The organism is Glaciecola sp. 1036, assembly GCF_050306235.1.
Classification (GTDB): Bacteria; Pseudomonadota; Gammaproteobacteria; order Enterobacterales; family Alteromonadaceae; genus Glaciecola.
The window spans coordinates 161026-174547 of the sequence record NZ_JBLWFH010000005.1 but is presented as its reverse complement, the minus strand read 5'-3'; the positions used below and the strand labels follow the sequence as shown (position 1 = coordinate 174547).

Genomic DNA, 13522 nt, shown 5'->3' with positions numbered 1-13522 from the left:
AAATCGCGCTAGACAGCCAAAGGCAAAACCTGACCTGTTTTCACACCCTCGTCCGCACAGCGACGACGCTGGGTCTCCCGATATAACGCCAGACTGTATTCTTTCGTGGTACCGCACAGCTTCGCCGCAAAAAGCGCGAGCTCCAGTACCATCACCCACAGCTTCAGCAAGAACAGGTTCATTACAGCCGTGTCTGAGGACTTCTCAAAAATACGCTCAATCAGGTCGCCAATCGCCATCACGCCGCCGTCTGCGACGGGCTGCCACTCACCACTCGCTGCAAACTGGCTTTTCATACGCTCGATTTCGGACTCTGTGTTTTCCAGAATGCCTTGGCGCTTCGCGCGAAGCTCTGACAGCCGCAGCAATGATTGCGATTGAGTGAGGCGCTCTGGTGATTCAGCTATCTCGCCCTGCTTCTCCGCAATCAGTGTCGTCTTCTGCCCAATCAGCGTCTCGATTGCCGTCTTCTTTTTACCCCAGAAAACATAGATCTCACCACGGCCGGCCCTACCGGTATTCCGGCAGTCCCGCTCAATTCTTCCGGCCAACTCCGCTGCTTGACATTGCTGTGCGAATGCCTGGTCCGCCTGTAATTGCTCGCGCTCTTTCTGAAGCTTTCTCACATCGGCGACCAGTTGGCTACGCAGGTCGCCCTCTTTGGCACGAGCAAGGGTCAACTCACCCTCGATACTTTCGATTTGCTGCTCAATAGTCGCGGCAATGGCGTATTGTTCATCACGAAAGTAGTTCATCTTGTCAACGGAGGCCGCATTCAACTCCGCCTCTAACGCCTTTCTCTCGATACCGACCTCATATCCCAGAAGATCTGACATAGAGAGTGTGGCGGCGATATACGCGATCGTGACGCCGATACCAATGCGAACAACCATTGTCGAGGCAATTTTCTTTTTTATCTTGTCTATTTCTAGCGATTTCGGGTCGGTCTCCAGCAGGTGCTCTTTGCGTCCCTCATCATGACTATGAGAATCGAGTACCGTGCGATCCAGAACTATCAGAACGAATACACTCAAAGTCGCAGCGACAAGGCTGAATGTGTAGTCACCAGTAAAACTCGAAAGCGCCATGTATTGCAGGCCAAATAAAGTACACATTAAGCCAATCAGCAACAGTCCAACGTTTTGCAGTCCCCGGAGGGTATGCGGGTGCTTTCGCACCACGCTATAGTCCGAATTGGTTAAAGTCGTCCAAAAGACTGCACGGATGCAGACTAGCACAGTTAAAAGCGATCGAATGGTTTTCATAGCAATCTCCTAATGAATTAGATGGGATTTATTTAATGTTCTACAGATCTATCGCATCGGAATGGAAGAAACTAAAAACGATTCTGTATGAAAAGAGCTGCCTGAATAACCATTAGTCCAAGGCATAACGCTTTAGGCTCGGAAGACACCTCTTCCATCTTGTATCGACAAAATTTTAGTTTTGGTAGTATCTTTGTAATAATTAAGTATCTAGGATTGTCGGAGCTGATTCATGCATGTGGTATTACTGGTAGAAGATAGGAACATGATCGAGGAAGAGGAATCTGGCTGGGTTGTTGAGCTCACCGAACGGTTTGAACCCCTCCATGTACAGCGGCCTAATGCTGATCACCCACATTCCATTGCTGGCGTTAACGTCTTCCCAGCATCCACCAAGTCGATCGGCTCTCAAACCTCTTTTGAACCCACTAATTTTGTACGACAGTCCACGGTTGCCACGACCGCTGCGCATGCCATCCTGAATACCTACCCGGTGCTCATGGATTTAACCCGGTGGGTATATGAGGCGGACTTCTATCTACCCGCGGATCTTCCGGCGCCTATCAAAGGTTCCAGTGCCGGGCTAACCTATGCCCTGTATCAGCTGGAACACCTTGCCGGGTTTCATGTGGTCGGGGCGCCACCGAGGTTCCCCGCGATACAGCAACGTTTCAGCCATACCCTTATTGCCGCCACCGGTGCCATCGACCCCTCAGGGCAGGTGCAGCCGGTTCAGGGTGTTGTTGCCAAGTTTCGCGGCTTATTGGACTGGATGCAGCAAGCCGATGGCCGGATGGCGATCGACGAGCTGATCTGCTTCTACCCGGCGTGTGGCAGGGAAAGCATCCCAGACGACCTCATTGGCGAATTTAAACAGCTGCCTCTAGCCACTCGCTTTGTCGCCGTAACGACATTGGCCGACGCGGTGGAAGCCATTGTGCCTGATGCACTGCCGGCGCCCTCAGCAGATACCTCGCCCTACCGGGGCCTGAACAAGTTCACCCTTAAAAACAGCCCGCTGTTCTTCGGTCGGGAAGACAAGATAGCAAGGGCCCTGCAGGATCTGAAGGTGTATACCGCCACGGGCACCAACCAGCACGCCATCATTTTTGGTCATAGCGGTAACGGCAAATCCTCCTTCGTCGAAGCCGGATTACTCCCGCATTGGGTTAGTGGGCTGGAACCGATCGTCATCCGCCCCGCCGACTGTGGCGGCGACCCGCTTAGCTTTCTGGTGGGCTTACTGCAACCCTATGCACCAACCGACCTGAGCGACCTGAATTGGATTCAGTCACCTGATCAGGCGGTCGACACCAGCCTCAATTCTATCGCTCAGGTAAATAGTGGTAAACGCCTGATCATCGTCATTGACCAGGCTGAAGAACTGGGAATGGGTAGCATCTCCAAAGCCCAGGCTCAGGCCTTCAGCCAAGTGGTATCTGCCCTTTCACACTGGAGTAGCCTGCACCGCGACGATGGGCTCGATGTCTGGGTCTTCTCCTCCGTACGCACATCGGAGTTTGGTGGCTACAAAGTACTGTTAAACCTACCCGGTGAGGCTGGTGCGTTCTTTCCCTTTGAGCTGCAGAAGCTGGAGGTACGGACCCACGTTGAGAGCTATCAACAGATTATTGAAGCCCCTGCTAGGGCACACGGTATTGTGGTGGAGCCGGTGTTTACTTCCCACATTCTCAGTGTGCTGACTGAATTGGAGGACCCGCTACCCCACCTACAGTATGCCTTGGATGAGTTTTACCGTTACCTGAAGCAAGCGAAGCTGCTCAATGAGGGTTTTACCTTGGGCCGCTACCGGGAGGCGATTGGTTCGATAGGTAAATTGCTAGAGAGCCGGGCAAATGAACTCTACAAGGAGGTAGTGGTGAGAGGAGAGGAGCGCGATCTTTACGCCCTGTTCGATAAACTACTGGGCATCGATGTTGAAAACGGTACAGCGTACCAAACACCGTGTGACGTCAGCAGTATCAAAGCACCAAAACACCAGGCATTGCTCAATCGCTTTCGGGAGTACCGGCTGATAACGGATAGCCAGAACCGGGTGCGCTTTACTCACGAAATGCTCATCCGAAATTGGTTAATTATAAAGGCATGGACTGGCTCTCGGATAAAAAAGAAAAAACGGAGAACTATTAGGCATCTGGTTCTTGGATTATTTCTTGCGTTTGGGCTATTGGTGGCCGCAACTGTTTCGACCATTACAGCTGATCAGCAAAAGATGATTGCAGAGTCTGAAAGAAATTATAGCCTGAAGAATGAAAGTCGACTCTTGGCAAGTAGAGCAGAAAAATATATGGAATCAGGCAACTCTCTGGCTGCAGGGAAGCTGGCTTTGAAGGCCCTGCCTGACTATTCAAAACCCACTATGCAAAGACGTCCATTCGTCAATGATGCGAAATTAGCGCTGTTGAAAAGCCTCAATGAATATATGATTGTCTCCGTGATAAGACCTTTTCCTAACAAACTGTTCGGAATATCTTTTAGTAGTAACGGAGAAAAAGCTTTCTTGTTTAACGCAGGGTTGTCCTTTCATTCATTATCTCTCGTGGGGAAGAAGCAACCAAATCAGCTCTCAAGTTTTTTTGCAAATGATGACTGGGGACTAGAGTATATAGATTCATATTTTGGTCACGATGATGAAGATATTTTCATAGTTTTGGGAAAAGGGCATTCGGGAAGCGAACATATAGTAGTTTTCAATTCCGAGACTGGACTATGGCATGAAGGGTTTGATTTGCACTTTCAGCATGGGTTTAGAGTAGACAGGTTTAAGGATTTCTATATTTATCCAGAGAAGCGTCGCTGTTGGGATTTCAATGTTCAGTCATGCATTGATAACTCTTACCACATCGTTATTAAAGAAAAGAGACCTTCCGACAATAAGAGGTATATTTGCTGTCATCGCTTTCCCATGACATCTGGTACTTTCAGTCCAGACGGATTAAAAATTCTAACTTCAGATGAGCGAGGAAATGTAGTTCTGTGGGATACTTTGAATCGTAAAATTGATCACTTAATGGTCGGTAGCATTGACGATAGGGGAGGCAAAACCGCGTCACCAAGTGACGACTTGAGAGCAACGACTACTCCAATATTTAGCCCAAATGGAGAAAGGATAGTCGTAGGCTTATCTGATAATACTATCGGCGTGTTCAATACAAAGACGGGAGCTCGGACCTCAACTTATCATTTATACGGAGCTATTGCCAAAAGAATATCCATTAGTTTAGATGAAGAAAGACTCATGGCAGAAACAAATATTGGGGTAAAAATTTGGCGTTTTAATGGCGATGGTAATGTTTATTCCCCAACTAAAGTTCACGTAGAAGGTGCTCAGAAATATAAATTTGTTGATGGATATAGAAATATGCTTTCAGTATCGAAAAATCAGATTGGTTTCTGGAACAAATATACTGGATCTTATTCTGGGAAGATAGGATATTCTCAGGACTTTTTGGGTGGCAGTGAGAGCGTTTTTGTAAAAGACTACGGCAAAGAAATTTTTACAGCCACACAGAATGGGATTCAAATTTGGAGAATCCCTGGAAGCAGTGAGAAATTAGAGCTTGATTTCCTAGAATTTCCAGTTCGCTCAATTGAGTTAGCAAGACTTGGCAGCAAAAAACTAGTTTTTGTGGCAGTGAGCAAAAAGCTTCTTGTTATAGATAAAGATTCAAAAGTAGTTTTAGCAGAGCGCGATGAATTTGGGCGCTACACAGAAATTTTAGCTGTTAGCCCTAATGGGAATCGGGTTGTACTAAGTGATGAAAATTCTACCTACATGATAGACTCCTTGACAGGAGATACGATATGTAATTTCTCTCAAACACACAAGAATGCAACATTTAGCTCTGATGGCAATCGGATTTTGTTTGATAATAGAACATCAGTATTTATGCCGTTGTGGACGGTAGAAAATGGCTGTCAGAAGCTACAAGATTTCACCTCATTGACCCGTGTGTATTTTAATCGGCAACTTACTGAAGCTGTAGTTAAGGACGACAAAAGAGGTGTATCATTGTATCAATTGCCAAGTTTCACTGAGCCTAGTAAACTAGAAATGTTTCCTTCAAATCAATCTAGTAATACTTGGGCGGTAGCTTTTAGTCCTGATGGTAATAGGCTTGCCGTGACCATTGATCATAGGCTTAGTATTTATGATGTTGAATCCAGTAAGAAGCTAGGCGACTTAGATTCTGACCCAGATACAAATACTGGCGAGTATGCTTTCAGCGATAATGGACGTTATTTATTGGCGAAGACCTACATGGCAGAAGGATATTTGACAATGGCACTGTGGGATTCATTAAGCTTTAAGAAGGTTGGCGAATTCGGGGTCTATGACAAAGATGAAATTAAGTGTTTTGGTTTTTCTAAGGATTTTGATTTTGTTTTTATATTCACCCGATTTCAAAGTCAGATTTGGAATATTTCCAGTTTAGAAAAAGAATATGAGTACCGGAATAATTATTTTGATAATTCAGAGTATTACGCAGGTTGCCCACAAAAGGTCTACGATGATGAATCTTTGATTATTGATAGCCCATTAGAAAATTACCCAAGCGTCCTCTTAGATTATGCACCAAGCACAGAAGATTTAGTTGACAGATTTAAGAAATTAACCGCTTTTTAAAAAAATAGTTATCGGTGGATTAGTTTTGTGACTTGGTTGTTTTGGAGAAGTTAAGAAAATGAAAAATATAACTAAAGGGTTCATACATATGATATGTAGAAAATTACATATTGTAATTCATACTAGGCTAGCAGTATAAGAAACAAGGAAACTAATATGAAAAAGCCTAAGTCAACTGCACAATACCTTAAAGACAAATTGTATTTGGGTAGCCAGATTGTAGAAAAACGGAATATTGGCGTCTACATGGATGAAAGTATTAATGATCCTGCCATATCAGAAGAGTTGCTTTCAGAAGTTTCAAATGAATTGCTAAGCTCATCATACGATAAAAGGCGAGCCTGGTTTGAAAGAGCAAGTGAAACTTTGTCTAATGGCCTGTTCGCTGGCGCTCGACGCGAGATCGCAGGAAAATTACTCGAAAAACAAAAGATCAATCCATTTTATATAGATTTAATTTATCGGCCTCAGAGACTCGTAAGCGAGGCGGCAAAGAACTATGTAAACACGGGCGAATATTACGAATCCTTATTCAAATCATACTCATTGCACATCTATGAAGATTCACTTTCTCTTCTAATTTCTACTGTCAAGTACATAGCAGGTGATCTAGAAACAGAAGATTTAACTGATCAAGAAATTGACTTTTACGTTAAGCAAGCTGAACGTAAATTTTTATCCATTTTATGGCTTGATCCGGGTATTACGCCAGAAGAGCGTAAGGTGCTCAGAAGTCAGGCTATGAAACAGCTTCGTGAACACAACGAAGAATTCGGCGAGAATGCTGTTTCTGACTTTGTCCAGCTACGACTCAATCAAGATAAGCTTGTCGGTGAGATTAAAGCTAAATTCGATCCTGAGCTAGGATACTATGGTAGTCGTTTCTCTAATACCATTCATGGTCGCATTATTAATGCTTTTTATCGCGAGTCCAGAATTGGATCAATAGACGACGAAACATCAAATATAAATGTGGACGACGATTTATGCGAGACTTTTAATCCGGCCACTGGAGACTTTAGTTCACTTGAGGCTTACTCCCAGGCTCAATTTTTATTTTCTGCTCTAGATAAGGCTTTGTCGAAAGAGGATAAATTTCTGTTTTTGCAGAAGTACGTTGAAGAGTACTCACATGAAAAAATCGCTCAGGCGCTTCGAGAGGAGTTTGAATCTAAAAGAGAAATAAAGGAAACAAACATCCCCTACATGATAAAACGAGTATTGGCCGATCTTGAGAAGGCACTTGAAGACGCAGGTGTTGACGACTCAGGTACAGTACTTGATGGGCTAATTAGCTTTCTTACCGGCAAGAAACCCAAGCAATAGGTGCAATGAAAATGAACACTGTGAAACGAAAAATATACGAAACACTAGGGATTGCAGACATGCTGTTTGGCGAAGGGCGGTCTGCACCTATATCGCTAGCACAGGCAAGAAGAATTCTATCAATAAAGCATATTTCTGACTTAAACGACTCAGACTATGAGCTAATTGAAAAGAATATGGACGCTGCAATAGCCTACTATGAGCACCTCAAGGAAGTGAACGGATTAAACAAAGAAAATGATATTTCTTCACTTGGCAATGTCATTGAGCTGTTTCCACCGAAAAAGCTTATAAATCCCAGCGTTCCTGCTGCTTTGGCGGCCAGTAGTTCCGATAAAGACGACAATGCTGATGAGCCTATACGCAATAGTGTGCCAACCCGGCAATGTGATGTGGCTGTGATGTTGGAGAATCGAACTAATCCAATGACCGGAGATATCACCGTGCGCTTCCGGATCCATGTTGATGACGTGTGTCAAAATCCGATTACTATTGCCTGGAAACCAACCGGCGGCGATCAGGCAGTAATGGAATGTTTATTGCCCACAGGGTCTAATGATGCTGTAGCCACCCGTATCTTTACTAAAGAGCAGTGGTCCAGCTTGAAGAGTATTACATTTGAATTCGGCGAAATTAGTTCTGATTAGCCCTACATCTATGGCGTTAAAAAACACTATGTCAATTGGACATGAGGATTGTTCACGAGCATCATCAAATGCCAGTTTGGCTTTATCAAAGCTCGCTATAAGGGAGAAAAACGACAGCCAATTGGCCATATTATTTACGTTGGCGAACTTGGTTCGCGTGGACTAAATGTTAAGATGATGATTGAGGAGCAGATTGCAGGACTTATTCGGACCTTCCATAACTTTCGCTTATGAAATAGTTGTCAAAGATTGGACAGTTAAGAAATTTGCCTACGCTAGAACAAAAATATAAAAAAAAATTTTATTTGATGGTTCTCAATTGCGATAGACCTATGAGTGTAGTGATTTGTTCACCATACTCATAATTGACCTTTGAATTAGAGGACTTCCTATGAAAATAAATATCTCTCACCAAAAACTGAAGAAATGTTGCAGTTATACGTTATTGCTCATGGCAATGACAACCATAGCATCCCCGCCTGTCCATGCGGGAGCAGCAACGGCGCTCGCAAAGGCTGTCGTAAAGACAACGAAGCCTGCAACCGTCGCGAATTCGATGAGGCCTTTAGCAGTAAAAAGTACATTCAAAACTGCAGTTGTCATGCCTAAAGTAAGTCAACCATTAGCGCGCACTTATAATATAAAATCTTACGGTGGTTGGCCGAAGAATGATGGTTTTGTAACTAAGACTCGCGGTGTGCTTCCGCCCGGCGCAAAACTCAGCCGTATCGGTGATGACTCGGGTAGGTTCGTTTCTCCAAAAGGAACGCCCTTTACCCAGCGTTCGTTGCCGCGCGGCAGTGAACGTATGGCAACCACGAATTACAAGGTCGTTAAGCCTATTCCTAATTGGCACGGGCAAGCAGCGCCGGCTTTTGGTATGAAAGGTGGTGGCATGCAGCATAAGCTGCCGCTTTCGGTTAGGGAACTAGTCAATAGCGGACACTTGAAGGTAGCCAAGTAAAAATGGTGGCGGAACTCAAACTCTCGGTATGTTGCAGTTCCGCTTACTTATCAATCAGTCCTTTAAATCTGTTTTCGTAATCCTGACGTGGTCAAGCAAATTCACAGTGAGCACATTCAACCAGAACTTGGCACCTTCGTTTTCGGCTACCCACATGCCCATCAGCTCTTTTTGACCTTCGGTGTTGATGCCAAGGGCTAAGAAGATAGATTTGTTGATAACCCGCTTATCTTGTCGAATTTTCACCACAATACAATCGAGGTACACAATTGGATAAACCGGGTCGAGCGGTCTGGACTGCCACTCAATCACTTTTTCCATCACGGCGTTGGTGACGCGTGAAATTAGTGTGGGCGATATCTCAGCACCATACCATTCATCAAAGGCGTTTACGATTTCTCGAGTGCTCATGCCCTGAGCATAAAGCCATAGGATTTTGTCGTCCATCGAGGTAAATCGGGATTGATGTTTTTTCACGAGCTTAGGTTCGAATGAGCCCTCTCTGTCTCGCGGTGTATCCAGTTCAAACTCGCCATCTTCAGTTTTGATGCGTTTACTGGATTTGCCATTTCGGCTGTTTTTGCCAAGTGATTTCGCGTGTTTCTCGTAACCTAAATGTTCATCCATTTCAGCATTGAGTGCGGCTTCAACAGTGACCTTTTTCAACATTTGGCTAAATTCATTTAAATCTTCAGGGGTTTTAATACCTTTGGCAGCTTCTTTAGCGAAAGCTTCAAGCTCTTTCTTGTTCATTTGCATTTACATATCCTTATCTCATACTAGAGTAATTGACGATAGGCAGTTACACAAAATTAGTTACAGTCTCTAGCATATTTTACTGATTTATAGATGACGTTAATGCTTATTAACGTGACCTATTTACGATTTAGCGAACTATAGCTTGTAGTCTGAAACGGGCAATACATGGCTAGTTATCCAATGACTGTTATGGATCATTGCCAGAATTGAATACAGTCTCGCTTAGGAGCCTGCTTCGCAAGCCTCTCATTTGTTAGTAATAGTTGGAAGCAGCTCGACACCGGACTGCCTTAACAACGCCGTCCATTCATAGGACCTGACACTGCGCTTCGCGAGTGTGTGTAACTGCCTACAGTCATTAGCGGTGGGCCGATGCGAAGTACACCTAATATACTTCGTCGCTTTGTTTAGAGTCAAGCTCCTCAGCAAAGCTGAAATCTTTCCATTTCGTAAACCAATTGTCCCTCAAAGCCATAATCTCGGTTTGAAGTTTTCTTTTCCCTATTCCAAAATGCTTAAGTAACGTGCGTTTGAAGTTATCTTCCAAATACGGACAACTAATGCAATCCATTAAAAGAAGATACGCCTCGGTGTCTTTTCGTATTGAGATACCGGGTGCGGTCAACTTCGTTTTGATGATTCTCTTTATCCCCTTTCTAGCCCTGTCATATCTCTTCTTATTCTTCATATAAAAGAGGATAACTGTTATTGAGAAGTAGTTGAGACTATCATCAAATGATATTGTTCTCTTTGTCTCATACCTACCACCAAAATACTTCACTAAGGTAGGCTCCGTTAACCAATAGTCTTTTCCGAGTTCGGATATAACTGTCAACAAGTAAAGCGTTTCAACTTGTGTATAATTTTGTGTTTCGTATTTGTGAATCACAAATGATACGTTATCAGAGATACTTTTAAATGCGTGATGCATCTCATCGACGTCTACAAGTTTACTCTTGCAGAACTCAATAATCTGTTTAAGTACACGGCTTAGTTTAATTGTTGTGTTAGCTCTTGGAGCAACATTGTATATGAAGAAGCAAAACTCTATGCAAGCATCAATTGCATCTAAAAGGTCTCGCTTAGTTTTGTATTCACTTTCTATTTCTGAATACTTTTTAAATATCGATTTCAACTTTGACTCAACGATCGTCAATGTATAGTTGATGACACTTTTATATTCGGTTCCACTTTCAGATAGTATAGATTTATATGAGGTAATAAGCGTTTTTCCATGAATAAAAATCTTCCCAGTTTTAATTGCCCTACCTTGGTCATCTAATCGGTCATCATCAGTTTCAACTTCAATCTTTATCTTGTCATTTAGCAATTCAGAAATTTTTCTCTTTGCAATAGTTATCTCAGTAATGATTGGTTTCGAATATATTAATTCCTTTTCTGTGTTAAGACCTAACTTATAACTCGAAAGACAATCCACAAGTGAGTCAACAATGACCTTGTAAACCTTCTTATCATTGAAGAATACAAAGTAGTCATCAACATACCTAAAAATAGAATAATGCAAATCTCTATATATTGATGCTTTTCCTAGAGCTTCCTCAAGATTAAAATCAACTTTTTGAAGAATCAATTCTGCAAATATCCTTGAAACCTCTGGTCCAATTAATATTCCATTCGTCTCATTATAGTTTTGCTTTTGCATCAATAAATCAAACTCGTTTGCAAAGCTATTATTCAAAGACTTAATACCCGCATTGGCTAATTCATCTTTAACAACATCTTTGCCTAGCGTTGCCCATGCTATTGAGTGAGTGTAAATTGAGTCAAAACATTTCGAAACATCAAGTTGAGCCATTGAGTTGTAACGTTTTTCACACTGATGGTAAGTTGATGATTCAAAAAACTCATGGATATTTCGTATTTTTTGATATCCAAAAAATGACTTAATATGTTTATTCTTATAAGCGATACTTTTATCGAATTGATTTGATAGAATTACAGATGCGCTCTTTCTCTCGTCATCGAATAGTCTTGTGTTAGCTATTCTAGAGGGATGTCTCAGACTAAAGTTGGATCTAATCGAGTAGTACAGTATTAGCTCTTTGAATTTGTCGTAGAATTCTATGACTTGAAGTTGGTTTCGAGGGTGAGGAACAGAAAGCTTTCTATAACTATCCTCTTTGTGGCTGATTCCATACTGGAACGGTACAGTTATCAGTGTTCCATTTTTTATTTCGAAGCTTCTAAATTCACCATCTTCTGCAATGTCATTTTTTTCCTCTTCGCTTAATCCAAATAGTAGATGAATTACCGCATCATTGGCATCATCCAACTTTTTCCATGTAACTTTTCCAATTATACAACCAAGACTATTACTAACAATAAAATCATAGAAAAAGCGGTTTGAAAAAGTAATAGGAGTTTCATAAGGAAGTGTGTCAGAAAGTATCACTCTTTCTTTTTTTAATTTTATTCGGAGTATTTTTTTCACTACGACCATACCTTTGTGATTGTAGTGAATTCGGCAGCAGTAAAATTTGCAAACAATCGTTCATCAAATCCCTTTTTAAATGAGTATTTGGAAATTCTCGCTTTCAAGCTTGGACTAGCCAAAGAATGTGAAAGTCCTATTAGCTTTCGGTCCAATACTTCTAAACAATTTGAGTTCGTTATCCATTGATTTGAATTGTAGATCCCTACAACTGCATTGCATTTGTTATTCGAAAGCTTGGTGTTGTAAGTTAAAAATTTTAGACGCAATAACAACTCTCTTCTTGCCTTTATAGGCTGCTTGCGAACATTCCGTTTGTATGCATTTATCACGTCTAAGATTCTTTTTTTGTATTTAGTTATTTTCTTGCTCGAAAGCTCTAGCCTGATTCTTCCGCGTGAGTAGTTAAATCTATAGCCCAAATAATCAAATGAATAATTTGCGCACCCGTTGCTCAAGTCAAGAACTTTAGTTTTATCACCTTCTTTGTTAAGTTCCAGGCACTCCTTTTCCAACTGAGACTCAATATTAATCAAAAAATCTTGAGCCGCGTTCCCAGCTTGGGGAGTCAGCACTAAAACGATATCGTCAACATATCTAGCATAGTAAATGAGGTTAGGTAGGCTCTCCATCTCTAAATCAAACCTTTTTAAATACAGCTCTGACAAGTAAGCACTTACGCCTACCCCTCTAGGAATACCTTGAGTAGCTCCTGATACTGATTCATATGACTTGAAGAGCCTAGCAATAATTTTCCTCGTTGTAAGGCTTAAGATAGGACTTTCATTTAATTTTTTTAAAAGAACATCTCTATTAATGCTCTCATAAAATGACTTAATATCTGTCTTAATAATGATCTTGGGAAAGGAATCATCCAGAACTGAACGAAGTTGCGGAATAATTAGATCCCTATCAGCTTGTTTCACTCCGTAAGTGTACTTTATATTTCTTTGTATTTGCTTTTCGGAAAAGAACGAATCAGCCGACGAGCCGGTGACATAGATATCTTTTCCATTCACATTATTAGGTGATTTTGAAATAACAAAGTTGAAGCTTCTGTTGGAGATATTGTTAGAAATTATCTTTAGATATTGTCTAACAGCACTTCTTTTACGCTCTTTAAAATGTCGTAACAATCGATATAAAAACAAGACCCTATTCTCAAAGAAGTTTCTTGAATAGAAACGTTTTCTAGAATAAGTTCGTCGTAGAAGCTTTCTGACACGGTTGATATATTTATATTCAATGCTTACATTCGGGAAAAATCTGACTGCAAGATTATTGCCTTTATTATTTTCTGATGAATATATTTTAAATAAGTTTTGTTCTGAAAAAGACTGGTCAAACATAATCATCCTTAATTGAGTGCACTACCAGTTGATTTTGGCGTATTAACTTTTTGAAGTAGAGGTAATTTGTTCTGCTTGAGTCAATTCAAGGTGTAGGCATTTTATACTGCAT

Annotated in this window: 8 protein-coding genes and 2 pseudogenes; 5 read left to right on the top strand and 5 right to left on the bottom strand. The window is 41.9% G+C overall.

Annotated elements, in window-relative coordinates; genetic code table 11:
- Positions 1–8 precede the first annotated feature (8 nt).
- Positions 9–1265 (bottom strand): hypothetical protein, encoded by a 1257-nt coding sequence (locus ACNKW3_RS09385; protein WP_427399033.1) that lies wholly within the window; start codon positions 1263–1265, stop codon positions 9–11.
- A 232-nt stretch (positions 1266–1497) separates the two neighbouring features.
- Here ACNKW3_RS09385 and ACNKW3_RS09380 point away from each other — a divergent pair, with 232 nt between their 5' ends.
- The 4 genes and pseudogenes from ACNKW3_RS09380 to ACNKW3_RS09365 all read left to right on the top strand — a co-directional run.
- Positions 1498–5913: a WD40 repeat domain-containing protein gene (locus ACNKW3_RS09380; RefSeq protein WP_427399032.1), complete on the top strand. Its 4416-nt coding sequence runs from the start codon at positions 1498–1500 to the stop codon at positions 5911–5913.
- 156 nt (positions 5914–6069) lie between these two features.
- Positions 6070–7239, top strand: a complete 1170-nt coding sequence (locus ACNKW3_RS09375; RefSeq protein WP_427399031.1) for a hypothetical protein — start codon at positions 6070–6072, stop codon at positions 7237–7239.
- 5 nt (positions 7240–7244) lie between these two features.
- On the top strand, positions 7245–7886 hold the full coding sequence (locus tag ACNKW3_RS09370; RefSeq protein WP_427399030.1) for a hypothetical protein: 642 nt from the start codon (positions 7245–7247) through the stop codon (positions 7884–7886).
- A gap of 60 nt (positions 7887–7946) precedes the next feature.
- A pseudogene (locus ACNKW3_RS09365) lies at positions 7947–8052 on the top strand (IS5/IS1182 family transposase); the annotation flags it as partial.
- A gap of 269 nt (positions 8053–8321) precedes the next feature.
- On the opposite strand, the gene ACNKW3_RS09360 reads toward ACNKW3_RS09365, so the two are convergent.
- Positions 8322–8489: a hypothetical protein gene (locus tag ACNKW3_RS09360; protein ID WP_427399029.1), complete on the bottom strand. Its 168-nt coding sequence runs from the start codon at positions 8487–8489 to the stop codon at positions 8322–8324.
- Between ACNKW3_RS09360 and ACNKW3_RS09355 the strand changes: the two genes are divergently transcribed.
- Complete coding sequence (locus ACNKW3_RS09355) at positions 8488–8850, top strand: TNT domain-containing protein (RefSeq protein ID WP_427399028.1); 363 nt, start codon at positions 8488–8490, stop codon at positions 8848–8850. The two genes, ACNKW3_RS09360 and ACNKW3_RS09355, sit on opposite strands and share 2 nt — an antisense overlap.
- A 105-nt stretch (positions 8851–8955) precedes the next feature.
- On the opposite strand, the pseudogene ACNKW3_RS09350 reads toward ACNKW3_RS09355, so the two are convergent.
- The 3 genes and pseudogenes from ACNKW3_RS09350 to drt3a form a co-directional block, all read right to left on the bottom strand.
- A pseudogene (locus tag ACNKW3_RS09350) lies at positions 8956–9603 on the bottom strand (IS256 family transposase); the annotation flags it as partial.
- A gap of 391 nt (positions 9604–9994) precedes the next feature.
- Complete coding sequence (gene drt3b, locus ACNKW3_RS09345; RefSeq protein ID WP_427399027.1) at positions 9995–12061, bottom strand: antiviral reverse transcriptase Drt3b; 2067 nt, start codon at positions 12059–12061, stop codon at positions 9995–9997.
- Complete coding sequence (gene drt3a, locus ACNKW3_RS09340) at positions 12061–13410, bottom strand: antiviral reverse transcriptase Drt3a (RefSeq protein ID WP_427399026.1); 1350 nt, start codon at positions 13408–13410, stop codon at positions 12061–12063. Before drt3a ends, drt3b begins: the two co-directional genes overlap by 1 nt.
- Positions 13411–13522 lie beyond the last annotated feature (112 nt).